This window comes from Streptomyces sp. NPDC026515 (assembly GCF_055567595.1).
This window is the reverse complement of the sequence record NZ_JBVHQD010000004.1, coordinates 378364-395097: the sequence shown is the minus strand read 5'-3', so window position 1 is coordinate 395097 and position 16734 is coordinate 378364. Positions and strand designations below refer to the sequence as shown.

Here is a 16734-nt window from a genome sequence, read left to right as displayed (position 1 = left end):
AACCCCGTGCACAACCCGTTCACCCCGGTCGCCTCCGTACCCGTGGACACCTACTCCGCCCGTGTCCACGAGGAGGGCTGGCAGTCCTGGTCGCCGAGCGGCTCCTACCCCCTCGGCGCCGCCCCGCACCGCCCGGCGAACGCCAACTGGGCAAGCATGTGCTACCGCCCCGGCCGCACGGTGCCCGCCAGGTCGTACCAGGGCGAGGGTCTGCTGGCGCTCGACCCGGGTGACGGCTCCCCGGTCCGGCTCTGGGCGGCGGCGAACCCGCCGCACGAGGTGCCGTCGATCCGGCTGACCGTGGCGGGCGGTGTCGCCGAGGTGGAGGCCGACGGCCCGGTCAAGGAGTGGACCGGCACGGGCATCCAGTCCGTGCTGGCCGAGTGGGCGGACTCCCTGGCCCTGCCGGCGCCCCGCCCGGCGCCCACGGTGTGGTGCTCCTGGTACGAGTACTTCACCGCCGTCACCGAGGACGACATCCACGAGAACCTGCGGGCGATGGACACCCTCGACCTGCCCATCGACGTGGTGCAGATCGACGACGGCCACCAGAGCGCCCTGGGCGACTGGCTGAACCTCTCCGGCCGCTTCCGCTCACGGCGGGGCATCGCGGACGCCATCCGCGACCGCGGCCGCCGGGCGGGCATCTGGACGGCGCCCTTCCTGGTCGACCCGGCGAGCGCGCTCGCCGAGACGTACCCGGACTGGCTGGTCCGCGACCCCGACGGCAACCCGCTGCACGCGGGCCGCAACCGGGGCCACGACCTGTACGTCCTGGACACCACCCACCCGGCCGCCGCGGCCTACCTCACCGAGGTCTTCGCCACGCTGCGCGCCGAGGGCTACGACTACTTCAAGACCGACTTCCTCTACGCGGGCGCGATGGACGGCGTACGGCACTCGGGGGCGGACCCGCTCACCGCGTACCGGCTGGGCATCGCGCTGATCCGGGAGGCCATCGGGGCGGACGCCTACCTGCTGGGCTGCGGGGCGCCGATGCTGCCCTCCATCGGGCTGTTCGACGCGATGCGGGTCAGCCCCGACACCGCGCCGCACCGCCGCTCCGAGGCCCGCGACTACAGCCAGCCGGGCCAGGACCCGGCCGAGTTCACCGGGGCCGGCCGCCAGTGGCAGCACGGCCGGCTCTGGGTCAACGACCCCGACTGCCTGATGGCCCGCCCCGCCGTGGAGACCCGCGCCCGCTGGGCGGCCCATGTGGAGGCCGTCGGCGGCCTGGTCGCCTCCAGCGACCGCCTGCTCTCCCTCGACCCGTGGGGCGTGGACACCACCCGCCGCCTTCTCACCGGAGCCACCCGATGAACGACCGCACCCTCACCGTCCCCGGCATCGTCTACGGCGGCGACTACAACCCCGAGCAGTGGCCCGAGGAGGTGTGGGCCGAGGACGTCCGCCTGATGCGCGAGGCGGGCGTGAACATGGTGAGCGTCGGCATCTTCTCGTGGGCGCTGCTGGAGCCGGCCGAGGGCGTCCACGACTTCTCGCGGATGGACCGGATCCTCGATCTCCTCCACGAGAACGGCATCGCCGCAGACCTCGCCACCCCGACGGCCGCCCCGCCCGCCTGGTTCTTCCGCGCCCACCCCGAGGCGCTGCCGGTCGACCACGACGGCCGCACCCTGTCGTACGGCAGCCGCCAGACGTTCTGCCCGAGCAGCCCCGCCTACCGGGCCGCCGCACTGCGGATCGCCGGCGCCCTCGCCGGGCGGTACGCGAGCCACCCGGCCGTGACGATGTGGCACGTCCACAACGAGTACGGCTGCCACAACGCGGCCTGCTACTGCGACACCAGCGCGGAGTCCTTCCGCCGCTGGCTGCGGGCCCGCTACGGCGACGACCTGGCCGCCCTCAACCACGCCTGGGGCACCACCTTCTGGAGCCAGTGGTACTACGACTGGGACGAGATCCTGCCGCCCCGTGCGACCGGTGCCGTACCCAACCCGACGCACCAGCTGGACTGGCGGCGGTTCTGCTCGGACGAGCTGCTGTCGCTGTACACGGCGGAACGGGACGTGCTCCGGGAGGCGGCCCCGGCGATCCCCGCCACCACCAACTTCATGGTGATGCACGACTTCGACGCCCTCGACTACTGGCGGTGGGCCCCGGAGCTGGACGTGGTGGCCAACGACCACTACCTGATGTCCGCCGACCCCGAGTCGCAGATCGACGTCGCCCTCAGCGGTGACGTGATGCGGTCGCTGGCGGGCGGCCCGTGGCTGCTGATGGAGCACTCCACGGGCGCGGTGAACTGGCAGCCCGTCAACCGGGCGAAGACCCCGGGTGAGTTGCGGCGCAACGCGCTCGCCCATGTGGCGCACGGCGCCGACGGCATCTGCTACTTCCAGTGGCGGGCGGCCAAGGCCGGTGCCGAACAGTGGCACTCCGCGATGCTGCCGCACGCGGGCACCGACAGCCAGATCTGGCGGGACGTGGTCCGGCTGGGCGCGGATCTGCGGGCGCTGGCGGAGGTGCGCGGCAGCGGCGGCACCGCCGAGGTGGCCGTGGTCTGGGACTGGGACGCCCGCTGGGCGCTGGAGTTCCCCTCCCAGCCGAGCGGCGAACTGCGTTACCTGGACCTGGTCCGGGCCTGGTACGAGCCGCTGTGGCGGGCCGGGGTGGCCGTGGACTTCGTCCGGCCGCAGGCGGACCTGTCGGCGTACAAGGCGGTACTGGCGCCGAGCCTGTACCTGGTGGACGACGCGGGCGCGGCGAACCTCACCGCCTTCGCGGAGGCCGGCGGCACCCTCGCCGTCGGGTTCCACAGCGGCATGGTGGACGAGAACAGCCATGTCCGGCTGGGCGGTTACCCGGGGGCGTTCCGGGAGGTGCTGGGCGTCCGCACGGACGAACTGTTCCCGCTGCTGCCGGGTGAGCGGGTGGCGCTCGGCGAGGGCGGCACCGGCTCGCTCTGGTCGGAGCGGGTGCGTCCGGAGGGCGCCGAGGTCGTCACGTCCTACGCCGGCGGCCCGCTGGCCGGTCTCCCGGCGGTGACGCGGCACGGGTACGGCGCGGGCAGCGCCTGGTACCTGGCGACGCTGCCGGACGCGGGGACCCTGGCCGCGCTGCTGGACCGGATCCGCGCGGAGGCGGGCGTGACCGCGGGGCGTAGCGCGCCGGCGGGTGTGGAGGTCGTCGTGCGGCGCGGGGCGGACGCGGACTATGTGTTCGTGATCGACCACGCCGGTTCGGGAGCCGAGGTACCGGTGACGCCGGGGTCGGTGGAGCTGCTGTCCGGCAAGTCGGTCGACGGGGCCGTCGTGGTGGCTCCGGGTGAGATCGCCGTGGTGCGGGAGGCCCGGCGGCGGGCGTAGCGCCTGGGGCGGCAAGGCCGTCGCGCGGCAGCGGGTTCGTCGTGGCCGGTCGCGCAGTTCCCCGCGCCCCTGACGGGGCGAGGCGCGGGGGCTGGTTTCACCTGGCTGCGAACGGGCCGTCCAGGGCCGCCCATTGGAGCAGCATGATGGTCTTGGCGTCGGCGATCTCTCCGGTGCGGATCATCTCCAGGGCGCGGCGGAAGGGGAGTTCGAGGATCTCGATGTCCTCGCCCTCCTCGTCCAGGCCGCCGCCCTCGTGCGTGCGGGTCGCCGGTGTGTAGGCGGCCGCGTAGAAGGAGATCCGCTCGGTCACCGAACCGGGGCTCATGTAGACGTCGAAGACGTGCTCGACGTCCCCGACGGTGTGACCGGTCTCCTCGACGACCTCCCGGCGCACCGCGTGCTCGGGGTGTTCGTCGTCGGCGTCCAGGAGGCCCGCCGGGGTCTCGATGAGCATGCCGTCGGGGTGGCCGTTGACGTACACCGGGAAGCGGAACTGCCGGGTGAGCAGGACGGTTTCGCGCTCGGTGTCGTAGAGCAGCAGCGTGGCGCCGTTGCCGCGGTCGTGGGTCTCGCGTTCCTCGGTGTGCCAGGTGCCGTCGGCATGCCGGTAGTCGAAGGTGGTGGCCCGCTCGACGTACCAGTGGCTGGAGAGCAGCTTCACCTCCCGGACCCGCACGCGCGGGTTGCCACTCAGGTCGAGGCCCGTGCGGTCGAGTCCGGTGCGGCCCCGGCGGTCGGGGGTGTCGGCCCCGGCGGTCACCGCGGGCCCGCCGGGCGGGCGGGAGCGTTCGGATCGTTCATGATCCCCTGTCTACCACCCGCCCGCGGAACTGGTCCGCCGGACCGGTCCTAGTGCACCTCGGCCCGTGCCGGGCCCTCGTCGAGGAAGCCGCCCGACTGGTGCTGCCAGAGCTTGGCGTAGGCGCCCTCGGCGGTGAGCAGTTCGTGGTGCGTGCCCTGCTCGACGATCCGGCCGCGGTCCAGGACCACCAGCCGGTCCATGGAGGCGACCGTGCTCAGCCGGTGCGCCACCACGAGTGCCGTGCGGCCCTCCATGAGACGCCACAGCGCCTCCTGGACCAGCATCTCGCTCTCGGAGTCCAGCGCGCTGGTCGCCTCGTCCAGGAGCAGGATCGGGGCGTCCCGCAGGATGGCCCGGGCCAGCGCCACCCGCTGGCGCTGGCCGCCGGAGAGCTTGACGCCACGTTCACCGACCATCGTGTCGAAGCCGTCCGGCAGTGCGTCGGCGAACTCCGTGACATGGGCGGCCTCGGCGGCGAGCCGGATCTCGGCGTCGCCGGCGTCGGGCCGGGCGAAGGCGATGTTGTCCCGCAGGGTGCGGTGGAACATCGCCGGATCCTGCGGCACGTACGCGATCTGGCTGCGCAGGTCGGCCTGGCGCAGCCTGCTGATGTCCTGGCCGCCGATGGTGATCCGGCCGCCGTCGAGGTCGGTCATCCGCAGCAGCAGCCGGGTGAGCGTGGTCTTGCCGCCGCCCGACCGGCCGACGAACCCGAACTTCGAGCCGCTGGGCACGTCCAGCTCCAGCCCTTCGAAGAGCGGTTTGGCACCCGCGTGGGTGAAGGAGACCTTCTCGAACCGGACGTCGGCGGCCCGCGGCGCCAGCGGTTCCGGGGTCACCGGGTCCAGCACGGTCGGCGGGTCCAGGAGCAGTTCGGTGAACTGGGCCGCCTCCGTCATGGAGCTCTCCATACGCCGGTAGATCTGGTTGAACTCGAACATGATCCGCGTCGCGTTGGTGTAGTAGGTGAACGCGACCACGACCGCCTCCACGCCGTGCCCGCCGCCGGAGAGCCCGACCGCGAGCAGCAGGCCCAGCGCGTTGGTCGCCACGGACATCGGCGCGACGAAGGTGTCGATGCGCAGGTTGCCGTAGTCCCAGGAGCGCAGGGTGCGCCGCCTGGACTCGGCCACCCGGGAGCGGTGTTCGGCGGCCTCGCGCCGTTCGGCGGCGAACGCCCGGACCGTGTCCATGTTCATCAGGCTGTCCGCGACATGGCCGGACACCCGTGCGATGGCCTCCTCCCGCTGGGCGACCAGCCGCTGCCGCCGCCGGATCAGCGGCACCACGCACACCGCGGTGACCGCGATCATCGTGAGCAGCCCGACGACCAGGAGCGGTTCGTAGCGCCACAGCACCACCGACCCGAAGAGCAGCGGCACGAAGCTGCCCACGATGTTGAAGGTGAGCGTGTCGGCGAACTCCTCGAAGCGGGTGGCGAAGCTCAGCACCCGCTTGGTGAGCGACCCGGCGAAGTTGTCGTGGAAGAACGCGGAGTCCTTGGCGAACAGTTCGTCCATGCCGGTGACGTACAGCTGCTCGATGCCGAGCGCGTCCAGGCGGTTGAGGCAGTGCAGACCGATCCGCCAGAAGGTCTCCGCCAGCAGCAGGACACCGCCGAAGCCGAGGACGTACGGCAGTGCGGCGCCGAGGCCCAGGCCGCGGCCGTCGGCGATCCGGCCGACCAGCTTGGCGACGACCAGCGGCGCCACGTAGTTGATGCCGATGTTGCCGAGCGCCGGCAGCAGCATTCCGGGCAGGGTGAACCACTTGAGCCGCGCCAGTTCCCGTCCGTAGTAACGAAGTGCGAGCAGGACGGCACCTTGTCGCGGTCCGCTCGCAGGTAAATCGACTGAGGATGTCATCTCAACCCTGTGTAGTCGTCGTACGGCATGCCGAGTCGGCCGGCGCATGGTCTGCGGCGGCCTCGAATCGGCAGGTCAGGAAAGGGAAGTGTGCCGCGACGACGGTCACTGAGTCCACGTGTTTTCCGGACGGCGGCTACTGTCCGAACACGCGGTCGATGCGGTCGTCGTACCGCTCCCAGTCACCGGCCACGAGGCCGAGGAGCCGCCGGGTCTGAGCAGGGCCGGGCAACGGACCGTGGTCTCCTGTCACCTTGAGGGCGGAGACGGCGGTGATGTGGCCGAGCCGCAGGGCACGGTCCGTCGTCCCGCCGTGCAGCAGCCCGGCCAGGAAGCCCGCCGCGAACGCGTCGCCCGCGCCCACGGGTTCCACCACGGTCGTGCGCAGCGCGGGCACCGTGCGAAGGCCGTCCGCGGTGACGGCCGTGGCGGCGCGGGCGCCGTCCTTGACGACGAGGATCCGCGGACCGGGCAGCAGGTCCCGCACGCCGGTGACGGTGAGGTCCTCGCCCCACAGCGCCTGCGCCTCGTCCAGGCCCACGAGGGCGATGTCCGCCCGGTCGGCGAGGGCGCGCAGGGTCGTCGGCGCCGTGCCGTCGGGCCACAGGGCGGCGCGGTGGTTGACGTCGAAGCTGATGGCGTACGGCCGTTCGGCGGCCGGCGTGGCGAGGGCGCGGGTCACCAGGTCGCGGCAGGACGCCGAGAGGGCGGGGGTGATGCCGGTGAGGTGCAGGAGGGCGGCGGAGCGCAGCGGTTCGCCGTCCAGGACGCCTGGGCCGAGCGCCGAGGCCGCCGAACCCGTGCGGTAGTAGTGGACGCGGGTTCCGGCGGGGCCGGGGTTCTTGACCAGGAGGCCGGTGGGCCGGTGCGGATCGGTGCGCACATGGCTGACGTCGACCCCGGCGGCGGCGACCGCCGCGCGCACCCGGTGGCCCAGCGGATCGTCGCCGACGGCCGAGAGCCAGACGGCCGGGATGCCGTGGTCCGCGAGGTACATGGCCACGTTGGACTCGGCACCGGCCGTGGACAGCCGCAGTCGCTCGGCCTCGGCGAGCGGCCGGGGCGGGTCGGGGGCGAGGGCCGCCATGGTCTCGCCGACGCAGACGACCCGTCCCGGGGCCGGCCGCCAGGGTGCCGTCATGCCTGTCCGTCCTCCGCCACGGCGGCCAGGAACGCCCGGGCCCGGTCGCGCAGTCCGGCGCCGTCGCCGCCGTCGGCCGCGTCGCCGACCAGCGGGGAGCCGACGCCGACGGCGGTCGCCCCGGCCGCGAGGTAGGCGCGGGCCGCCGGGACGTCGACGCCGCCCACCGGCACCAGCACGGCGTCGGGGAACGGGCCGCGCAGCGCCTTCAGATAGGCCACTCCCCCGGCCTCGGCGGCGGGGAAGAGCTTCAGCGCGGCCGCGCCCCGGGCCTGCGCGGCGATCACGTCGGTGGGGGTCAGCACACCCGCAAGGACCGGCATCCCGAGGTCCAGCGCGGTGTCCACGCCGGCGCCGAGGCCGGGGGTGACCGCGAAGGTGGCGCCGGCCTCGTGGGCGGCCCGCGCGTCTGCGGCGGTCAGCACGGTGCCGGCGCCCAGCGGCCGGCCGGGCCCCAGCTCCTTGGCGGCCCGCGCCAGGACGGAGAGCGCGTCGGTGCCGCTGAGGGACACCTCGATCAGTTCGATGCCCTCCTCGGCCAGGGTCAGCACGGTTCGCAGGGCGGCTTCCGGGTCGGTGCCGCGCACGATGGCGAGCAGTCGGCGGGAGGTGAGGGCGGCGCGCAGATCCACGGCCAGGGCTCCTTGTGGGGTTCGGGTTTCGGGGGCGACCGCCACCCGCCTCCGTGAGGTTCGGGCCTCTCGGATGGGGCGACGGTCGTCTCTGCGATTCGGGGCTCTCGAGGACACCGGCCGCCGCGAGGTCCGGGTATCTCGGCGGCATCGGTCACCTCCGCGGCCAGGTCTCTCGGGCGGGCCCGGGCGCCGTGAGCTTCGGGACTCGCAGGCGCCGTCGGCCGCCGCTACGACAGGGGACTCTCTCCCGGGGGTACCGGTCACCGTCCACGGCTCGGGGGTTTTCAGGGGCAGCGGCAGGCGGCTCGTACCGTGAGGCGCCAGTGGACCTCGCCGGAGGCGCCGACCCGCGCCGCGTCGTCCGGGCCCGCGTCGGCGAGGTCGAAGACCCGGCCGAGCATGGGTTCCACGCCGGTGCTGCGGTAGGGCCGGCCCGCCGGGAAGCCGCCGAGGTTGCGCCACAGGGCGACCGAGACCGGCTGACCGTCCGCCTCGACGGTGAAGGAGAGCCGGTCCCCGTCGTCGTGCACACAGCACCGGCCGTCGGCCAGCACGGCCCCGGCCGCCGTCCCGTCGTCCGGCCCGAACCGGTCGAGCCGCAGCCCGAGCGGTGCCGGCCAGCCGTCCTCCAGCCAGCGGGCGCCGTCCGGCCAGGGCCGGTTCAGCAGCGGTGCCGCCTCCGGGAACAGCCGGGTCGGCGCCGTGTCCCGGGCCTTGACCACGGCCTCCTCGGAGAGGTCCAGCAGGGCGTGCGCGGCCCACAGGAAACGGAAGCCCGGTTCGGCCGTCAGCACGTAGTCGGCCTGGACGCCGTCGGCCGTGCCGCTCAGCCTGCGCGTCAGGGTGAAGCGTTCGCAGCGGACCCGCTCGGCGTCCCCCTCCCGGGTCCAGGCCCGGGACCAGGCGTCCCCGTGATCGGGGGTGCCGCGCACGGTGGGGACGCACTCCTCCAGTCCTCCGGCGTCCACGAACGCGTCGCCGGGTGCCACGCCGTCGCGTCCGGTGTCGCCCCGCCGCCACAGCCACTCGCGGCCACCGTGGCGCAGTGAGGTCCAGCGGCCGCCGTGCGCGAGGTCGGTCAGGACGTCCATCACCACTCCGCGAAGGAGCCGTCGGGGTGCCGCCACACCGGGTTGCGCCACTGGTGGCCGGCCCGGTCGGCGGCACGGACGGCCGCCTCGTCGACGGTGATGCCGAGCCCCGGGGCGTCGCCGCGCCGGGCGTGCCCGTCGACGAACCGGAAGGGTTCGGTGTCGACCAGGTAGGACAGGAGATCGGCCTCCTTGTTGTAGTGGATGCCCCGGCTCTGCTCCTGGATCAGGAAGTTCGGCGTGGCGAAGGCGACCTGGAGACTCGCCGCGAGCGCGATGGGCCCGAGCGGGCAGTGCGGGGCGAGCTGCGCGCCGTAGGTCTCGGCGAGCGAGGCGATGCGGTGCACCTCGGAGATGCCGCCCGCGTGGGACAGGTCCGGCTGGGCCACCGCGACACCGGCGGCGAGGACGGGCAGGAACTCGGCCCGCGAGTACAGGCGTTCACCGGTGGCCAGCGGTACCGGGCTCGCCGTGACCAGGCCGGGCAGCAGGTGGCCCTGCTCGGGGACGACGGGCTCCTCGACGAACAGCGGGTGCAGCGCGGCGAGTTCGCTCAGGACCCGGCGGGCGCCGGCGGCGGTGAAACGGCCGTGGAAGTCGACGGCGACATCGCGGTCGGGGCCGAGGACGTCGCGGGCGGCCGCCACCCGGGCGACCACGGCCGCGGTCTCCGCCGCCGTGGTGATGGGCGAGGTGGCCCCGGCCGCGTTCATCTTCACGGCGGTGAAGCCCGCCTCCACCTGGGCGGTGACCTGTTCGGTGAGTTCGGCGGGTTCGTCGCCGCCGACCCAGGCGTACACCCGGACCCGTTCGCGTACCGGGCCACCGAGCAACGCGTGCACGGGCGCGCCGTAGGTCTTGCCGGCGATGTCCCACAGCGCCTGGTCGAGTCCGGCGACGGCGCTGGACAGGACGGGGCCGCCCCGGTAGAAGCCGCCCTTGGTGAGCACCTGCCAGTGGTCCTGGATCCGCAGCGGGTCCTGCCCCACCAGGTACTCGGCGAGGACCTCGACGGCTGCGCGCACCACCTCGGCGCGGCCCTCGACGACGGGTTCGCCCCAGCCCACGACCCCCTCGTCGGTCTCGACACGGCAGAACAGCCAGCGTGGCGGGACGAGGAAGGTCTCTATTCGTTCGATCTTCACTGGCCGCCGTTGCCTTTCGGTTCGTCGGTGCCGTCGAGCCGGGCGAGGTCGCGGCCCGCCTGGTCGAGCAGGGCACGCATGGCGCGCTCGGCGGCCCCGGGGTCGCCGTCACGGACGGCGTCCAGGACGGCGCGGTGGGCGGGGACGGGGGGCTCGCTGTGCGGGGAGCTGTGCACGAGGCGGTCGCGGTGGGCGAGCCCCGACTCGATCACCATCTCCATGCGTTCGAGAAGTTCGTTGTGGGTGGCGGCGAGCAGTGCCCGGTGGAAGGCGAGGTCGGCGTCGACCGCGTGGCCCGGGTCGGCGTCGTCGTGCCGTCCCATGGCGTCCAGGGCCGCCTCCAGGGCCAGCAGGTCGGCGTCGGTGCGGCGCTCGGCGGCGAGCCGGACGGCGGCCGGTTCGATGATCGCCCGGACCTCGGCGAGGTTGTGCAGCAGCGACCGGTCGGCGTCGGCGGTACCGGCGCCCTCGAACTGCCAGCGCAGTACGTCGGCGTCGAGCAGGTTCCAGTCCGCCCGGGCGCGCACGAAGGTGCCGCGCTTCTGACGGGCGTCGACCATCCCCTTGGCGGCGAGCACCTTGAGGGACTCGCGCAGGGCGGTGAGGCTGACGTCGAGTTCGCGCTGCAGCGCCACCAGGTCGAGGGTGGCCCCTTCCGGGATCTCGCCGCCCAGGATGCGGCGCGCCAGGGCCTCCACGGTCTGGCCGTGCACACCGCGGCGGGCGTAGGGCGTCATGTCGTACAGCCTTTCTGTTCACGACGTGGTTCGGCGGCGCTCACACCGAGTCCTTCACGACACTCCAGCCGCCGTCCACGACCAGCCTGGCCCCGGTGACGAAGGAGGCCTCGTCGGCGCACAGGAACGCGATCGCAGCGGCCACCTCCTCGGGCGCGCCGAACCGGCGGGCGGCGGTCTGCGCGACGCTGCGCTCCCGCTCCTCGGGCGGCACCCGGTCCCAGGCACCGGTCAGCACCGGCCCGGGGAGCACCGTGTTGACGCGTACCTCGGGCCCGTACTCGACGGCGAGCTGCCCGCTCAGGGAGAGCAGGGCGCCCTTGGACGCCGCGTAGGCGGGGTGTCCGGGGATGCCGGCGTGGGCGTGCACCGACGAGGTGAGCACCACGGCCCCGCGGCGGGCCCGCAGGTCGGCGAGGACCGCCTTGAAGCCGAGGAAGCTCGCGGTGAGGTTGACGGCGAGCTGCCGCTGCCAGGACTCGGCCGGCATCTCGTGCGCCGGTAGGACGTCGACGGTGTAGGCGTTGCTGACGAGCACGTCGACCGGGCCGTAGGCATGGGCGGCGGTGACGATCCGGGTCCAGTCGTCCTCGGCGGCGACGTCGGCGTGCACGTAACAGGCCCGGCCGCCGTCCTTGGTGATGCCGTCCACCACGGCCTGCCCGCGTTCGTCCGCGATGTCGACGAGGACGACGGCGGCCTCCTCCCGGGCGAGGCGTTCGGCGGTGGCGGCTCCGATGCCGGAGGCGGCACCGGTCACCACGGCGGTACGGCCGGTGAAGCGGGCACCGTACCGTCGTACGGACTGGTCCATCGGGCTCCTTAGAGGGTGAGCTTGCTGGAAACATATGCGGCCTGCCGGCGGGTCAGTACCACCAGGTCCGCATCGTGGTCGGGGCTCCAGGCGAACGGCAGGCCGTGGTGGAGCAGATGGGCTCCGCCGTACGTCGTTCCGGTCGCCGTGTCCCGGTAGCGGGCCGCCGGGTCCAGGCCGCGCAGCCGGAGCCGGTCGGGGCGGCCGGTCAGCAGCGGGGCGCCGTCGAGGCGGCCGGTGGAGAACGCGGCGACGACGGTACGGTCCCCGTGGTCGTACTGCACTCCGCAGCTGGTGTCGTCCGGGGTGCCCAGCAGCCGGGCCTCGCCGAGGTGGACGACGTCCCGGACCTCCTTGTAGCGGGCGATCCACCGGGCGGCCTCGGCCTGCTCAGCGGGGGTCCAGACGCGCAGGTCGGCGCCGATGCCCAGGACCCCGCACAGGGCGTTGACGAAGCGGAAGGCGAGGCTGCGCGGCCGCGGGTCGAGGATTCCGGGGGCGTCGGTGACCCAGGAGCTCATCACGTGCGGGGCGTGCGCGTGCAGGAAGCCGTGCTGGATGCGCAGCCGGTCCATGGGTGCGGTGTTGTCGCTGGGCCAGACGACGTCGGTGCGGGCGACGGTGGCGTGCTCGATCCGGCCGCCGCCGCCGGCGCAGCCCTCGACGGTGACGTCCGGGTGGGCGGTGCGCAGGTGGTCGAGGACGCGCAGGTATCCGGCGACATGCTCGGCGTCCAGGTCCACGGGGCCGGCGCCTGGCCGGCCGCGCTCGGTGGGCGGGCGGTTCATGTCCCACTTGAGGTAGCCGATGTCGTAGGTGCCGAGCAGCCGGTCCAGGGTCGCGATGACGAACTCCTGGACGTCGGTGCGGCCGAGGTCCAGGAGGAGCTGGTTACGGACCAGCCGGGAGGGGCGGCCGTCGACGCGGTACACCCACTCGGGGTGTTCGGCGTACAGCCGGCTGCCGGGGCTGACCGCCTCCGGCTCGACCCACAGCCCGAAGTCCAGGCCGAGGGCGCGGACCTCCGCCACGAACCGGTCGAAGCCCTCCGGGAACGCCTGAGGGTCCGGGTACCAGTCGCCGAGTCCGCCGGTGTCGTCGGCGCGGCCGGTGAACCAGCCGTCGTCCACGACGAACAGTTCGGCCCCGATGTCCGCGGCCGCCTTGGCAAGCTCCAGCTGCCCGGCCGCGTCGACGTCGAAGCCGGTCGCCTCCCAGGAGTTGTAGAGCACCTTGCGCGGCCGGTGCAGCCGCTCCCCGGTGAGCCGGCGTTCGTAGCGGTGCCAGACCCGGGACAGGCCGTCGAGGCCGTCCGGGCTGAACGCGCAGGCGAGGCGCGGGGTGCTGAGGGTCTCCCCCGCGGCCAGCAGGACGGCGCCCTCGTGCGGGACCCGGCCGGCGCGGACCCGTACGGCGCCGCCGGGTTCGGCCTCCGCCGTGATGTGCCAGTTGCCGGACCATTCCAGGGCGATGCCGTACGCCGCGTCCCCGTCGCTGCGCACGGCCAGCCAGGGCGCGTAGGCGTGTCCCGGCGCGCCCTGGAGGCTGCCGATGGTGAACGTGCCGCGTTCCAGGTCGAGATGGGTGAGCTGGAACTCCTGCGACCACTGCCCGGCGAGGTAGGTCAGCCGGGCCGCACCGGTCACCGGGATGTTCACGGCGGCCGAGTCGAGGCGTTCCAGGCGGAGTTCCCCGGCGGCGGTGAACTCGGTCCAGCGCAGGATCACATCGGTGCCCGGCACGGTCTCGTAGCACAGGACCGTGCGCAACCCGGTCTTCTCGTCGGTGAAGGCCAGCCGCAGCCCGCCCTCCGCCTGCTCCGCGCCGTCGAACTCCCACCACACGCCCCGCTCGTCGCCGGCGATCAGCTCGGAGCCGGTGAACGGACGCAGCCCGTACGGCAGATACTCGGCCGGGGCGGCGTCGGCGGGCGTGATGAAGTGGGTGCGGTGGGACCAGTCGAGGGCGGAGGGCCCGTCCTCGACGCCGAGCGGGCCCCAGGCGTCGAGCTCGGCCCAGGGGCCGTCCGGGGAGAGACGGACGGTGTAGGAGGTGTGCTCCGTGCGCAGGGTCCAGCGGGTGTACGTCACTTGACCGCTCCGAGGTTGAGTCCGGCAACGAAGTGGCGCTGGAAGCGGAGGAACACTGCGACCGTGGGCGCGGCGGCGATGACCGAGCCGGCGGCGATCACGTTCCACATGGACACGTACTGGCCCTGGAGTCCGATGAGGGCGGCGGTGATAGGCATCTTGGAGTCGCTGCGCAGGACGGTGATCGCCCAGAGCAGGTCGTTGAAGATCCAGGTGAAGGACAGCGCGCTGAGGGCCGCCAGGGCGGGGCGGGTCAGCGGGAGGATGATCCGCCAGAAGATCTGCCACGGCCCGGCACCGTCCACCACCGCCGCCTGCTGGATCTCGACGGGGATGGACCGCATGAACCCGTGCAGGACGAAGACGTAGAAGCCGACGCCGAAGCCGATCTGCACGCCGATGAGCGCGGGCAGGGTGTCGTAGACGCCCATCAGCTCGCTCAGCTTGGACACCGGGATGAGCAGGATCTGCGGGGGCAGCAGGTTGCCGCCGAGCATCAGGAGCAGCAGCGAGCGCCGGAAGGGGAGTTCGTAGCGGCTGAGGGCGAACGCGGCCATCGCGGCGAGGGCGAGGGTCACCAGGACGCTGGGGACGGTCACCAGCAGGCTGTTGATCAGCGCGCGCTGCTGGCCGCCGTCGGTCCAGGCCTGCCGGAAGTTGCCGAGGGTGAAGGAGTGCGGCCAACTGCCCAGTCCGTGGCCGGCGATGTCGTCGAAGGTACGCAGGCTGGTGACCACGACCAGGAGGATGGGCAGCAGCCACAGCACGGCCAGCGCACCGGCGCCCAGGTGGAATCCGGCGGTGGCGGCCCGCCTGCGGCGCAGTGCGGTCGAGTCGGCGGACATCAGTCGGCCTCCCGGAACGCGCGGACCAGATAGGAGGCGATGACCCCGAAGGCGAGGACGAAGATGACGACGGCCAGGGCGGAGCCGTAGCCGAGGCGCAGCGACTGGAAGGCGGTCGAGTACATGTAGGTGCTCAGCAGTTCGGACGAGTGGTAGGGGCCGCCGCGGGTCAGTGACCAGACGACGTCGAAGGAGCGCAGCGAGTCGATCACGATGACGGACAGCACGACCGCGTTGACACTGCGCAGTTGGGGCAGGGTCACGTGCCGGAAGCGCTGCAGCGCGCTCGCGCCGTCGACCTTGGCGGCCTCGTAGAGCGCCGGGTCGATGCCCTTGAGGCCGGCCAGGTACAGGACCATGACGTAGCCGATCTGCCGCCACAGCGCGGGCACGATCACCGCGTACAGGGCGGTGTCCTGGTCGGCGAGCCAGGCGTGCCGGAGGCTGCCGAGGCCCACGCCCTGCAGCAACTGGTTGAGCACGCCGTCGGGTTGGTAGATCGCCTGCCAGACGAGGGCGGTGGCGACCAGGGAGAAGACCACCGGCAGGAACAGCGCGGCCCGGTAGAAGCCGATCCCGCGCCGCTCCTGCTGGAGGAACAGCGCCGCGGCCAGGCCCAGCACGGCGGACAGCCCGCCGAACAGGACCAGCCACAGCACGGTGTGGCCGGCCGCGCTGCGGAAGACGTCGTCGTGGGCCATCTCCCGGAAGTTGTCGAGGCCGACGAACTGCGGCGGGGAGACGCCGTCCCACTTCGTCAGGGCGAGGTAGAAGCCCTGCACGGCGGGCCAGAACACCCACACGGCCTCGGCCAGGAGCGGCACCAGGACGAAGGCGAGGACCAGGGGCGGGGTGTGCCGGGGCCCCCGGCCCGCCCGCCGCGTTCGGGCGGGCGGGCGGGCCGGGGACTTTTGGTCAGGAGCGGTCAGGACAGCCATCTCAGGCGTTCCAGATCTTCTCGGCGTCCCGCTGCCAGTCGGTCAGGATGCTCCCGATCGACTTGGGTTTGGCGAAGAACTTGGTGAGCGCGGTGTCCGCGGTGGGCTGGAGGGCGTCGCTGGAGTCCCGGTTGAAGAACTGGGTGATCTCGGCGGCCGCGTCGACGTGCGCGCGGCCCTTCTTCACCAGTGCGGTGCCGGCGTCCTTGGCGTCCGGGTTGCAGGGCAGCACGGTGCCGGAGGAGCCCTTGATGTAGATCTCCTGGGCCTCGGCCGTGGCGAGGTAGCTCATCAGGTCGCGGACCTGGTCGCCGCGTCCGGTGCGGGCGCTGGCGAAGTAGCCGTCGACGGGCGCCTCCTCGGCGAGCGGGACCTTGGAGTCGATGACCGGGAAGCGGAAGAAGTCGATGTCGTCGATGGCGTTCTTGGGCGCCGAGTCGGCGAAGAAGGTGCCGATGAGCATCATGCCGGTCTTGCCGCCGAGCAGGGCGGTCGTCGCGTCCTGGAAGGCCAGGGCGGTGCCGTTCGGGTCGAAGTACGGCAGCACCTCCTGCCAGCGGTCGAAGACCTTGCGCACCTCGGGGTCGTCGAACCGGTGCTTGCCCGCGAGGAGTTCGCGGTGGTACTGGGCGCCGTTGATCCGGATGTCGAGGTAGTCGAACCAGGCGGACGCCACCCACGGCGTGTTGCCGCCGGCGCCGAGCCCGATCGGGGCGATGCCCTTGCTCTTGAGCTTGTCGCACAGGTCGAGGAAGCCGTCCCAGCTGGTGGGCTCGCTCACACCCCACTTGGCGAACTGGGACTTCCGGTAGAACATGCCCCACCAGTAGTAGGTGTTGGGCACGAAGACCTTCTTGCCGGAGCTCGCCGTGCAGAGCGTGTTCAGCGCCTTGGAGTAGCGCTTGAGGTCGGGCGAGGAGGCCCACACCTCGTCGAGGTCGAGCAGCAGGTTCTTCTTCGCGTAGGCGTCCGCGACCGAGCCGGGGTACCAGGTGTACACGTCGGGCGGGTTGGCCGAGGTGAGGTAGGTCGGCAGCTGGGTGCGGAAGGTCTCGGCCGCGACCGTGTTGAGACTCGCCTTGCCGGACCCCTTCTTCGCGTACGCCGCGACCAGGTCCTCCATCGCGGACTTGGCCTGCGGGGCGGACAGGTTGGACTGGAGGGTCACCGCGCCCTTCGAGGAGCCCTTGGCGGAGGAGCTGTCGGTGACGCAGCCGCTGAGCAGGGCCGCTGTCCCGGCGGCCCCGAGTCCGGCGAGGAACCGGCGTCGGCTGGGCTGTTGGTCGGTCATGGTCGTTT

The 16734-nt window shown here is 72.9% G+C and carries 14 protein-coding genes; 2 read left to right on the top strand and 12 right to left on the bottom strand.

Annotated features, from left to right (window positions below):
- Positions 1–6: 6 nt before the first annotated feature.
- Complete coding sequence (locus tag ACZ4O3_RS10240; protein ID WP_467721860.1) at positions 7–1320, top strand: glycoside hydrolase family 36 protein; 1314 nt, start codon at positions 7–9, stop codon at positions 1318–1320.
- Positions 1317–3329, top strand: coding sequence for a beta-galactosidase (locus ACZ4O3_RS10235; RefSeq protein WP_467721859.1), 2013 nt, complete (start codon positions 1317–1319; stop codon positions 3327–3329). Before ACZ4O3_RS10240 ends, ACZ4O3_RS10235 begins: the two co-directional genes overlap by 4 nt.
- Positions 3330–3426: 97 nt before the next feature.
- Here ACZ4O3_RS10235 and ACZ4O3_RS10230 read toward each other — a convergent pair whose 3' ends face one another.
- From ACZ4O3_RS10230 to ACZ4O3_RS10175, 12 genes are all read right to left on the bottom strand, one after another.
- Positions 3427–4092: an NUDIX domain-containing protein gene (locus tag ACZ4O3_RS10230; RefSeq protein ID WP_362729914.1), complete on the bottom strand. Its 666-nt coding sequence runs from the start codon at positions 4090–4092 to the stop codon at positions 3427–3429.
- Between the two features lie 89 nt (positions 4093–4181).
- Positions 4182–5999 carry an ABC transporter ATP-binding protein gene (locus ACZ4O3_RS10225; protein WP_362729917.1) on the bottom strand — a complete coding sequence of 606 codons (1818 nt, stop codon included), beginning with the start codon at positions 5997–5999 and terminating at the stop codon, positions 4182–4184.
- Between the two features lie 136 nt (positions 6000–6135).
- Positions 6136–7140 (bottom strand): sugar kinase, encoded by a 1005-nt coding sequence (locus tag ACZ4O3_RS10220; protein ID WP_467721858.1) that lies wholly within the window; start codon positions 7138–7140, stop codon positions 6136–6138.
- Positions 7137–7772, bottom strand: a complete 636-nt coding sequence (locus ACZ4O3_RS10215; protein WP_384998058.1) for a bifunctional 4-hydroxy-2-oxoglutarate aldolase/2-dehydro-3-deoxy-phosphogluconate aldolase — start codon at positions 7770–7772, stop codon at positions 7137–7139. The genes ACZ4O3_RS10220 and ACZ4O3_RS10215 overlap by 4 nt, the downstream gene beginning before the upstream one ends.
- Positions 7773–8059: 287 nt before the next feature.
- Positions 8060–8866 carry a hypothetical protein gene (locus ACZ4O3_RS10210; RefSeq protein WP_467721857.1) on the bottom strand — a complete coding sequence of 269 codons (807 nt, stop codon included), beginning with the start codon at positions 8864–8866 and terminating at the stop codon, positions 8060–8062.
- Positions 8866–10011: a galactonate dehydratase gene (dgoD, locus tag ACZ4O3_RS10205; RefSeq protein WP_467721856.1), complete on the bottom strand. Its 1146-nt coding sequence runs from the start codon at positions 10009–10011 to the stop codon at positions 8866–8868. The genes ACZ4O3_RS10210 and dgoD overlap by 1 nt, the downstream gene beginning before the upstream one ends.
- The gene (locus tag ACZ4O3_RS10200) at positions 10008–10748 is read right to left on the bottom strand and encodes a FadR/GntR family transcriptional regulator (protein WP_362729614.1); all 741 of its coding nucleotides are present in this window, start codon (positions 10746–10748) and stop codon (positions 10008–10010) included. Before ACZ4O3_RS10200 ends, dgoD begins: the two co-directional genes overlap by 4 nt.
- Positions 10749–10788: 40 nt before the next feature.
- A complete protein-coding gene (locus ACZ4O3_RS10195) occupies positions 10789–11562 on the bottom strand; it encodes an SDR family NAD(P)-dependent oxidoreductase (protein WP_362729616.1) in 774 nt (257 codons plus the stop codon).
- An 8-nt stretch (positions 11563–11570) separates the two neighbouring features.
- Complete coding sequence (locus tag ACZ4O3_RS10190; RefSeq protein ID WP_467721855.1) at positions 11571–13652, bottom strand: alpha-galactosidase; 2082 nt, start codon at positions 13650–13652, stop codon at positions 11571–11573.
- Positions 13649–14497: a carbohydrate ABC transporter permease gene (locus ACZ4O3_RS10185; RefSeq protein WP_362731221.1), complete on the bottom strand. Its 849-nt coding sequence runs from the start codon at positions 14495–14497 to the stop codon at positions 13649–13651. Before ACZ4O3_RS10185 ends, ACZ4O3_RS10190 begins: the two co-directional genes overlap by 4 nt.
- Positions 14497–15435, bottom strand: a complete 939-nt coding sequence (locus ACZ4O3_RS10180) for a carbohydrate ABC transporter permease (RefSeq protein WP_467721854.1) — start codon at positions 15433–15435, stop codon at positions 14497–14499. The genes ACZ4O3_RS10185 and ACZ4O3_RS10180 overlap by 1 nt, the downstream gene beginning before the upstream one ends.
- Position 15436: 1 nt before the next feature.
- Entirely contained in the window at positions 15437–16726 is a 1290-nt protein-coding gene (locus ACZ4O3_RS10175; RefSeq protein WP_467721853.1) for an ABC transporter substrate-binding protein, read from the bottom strand.
- Positions 16727–16734: the final 8 nt, after the last annotated feature.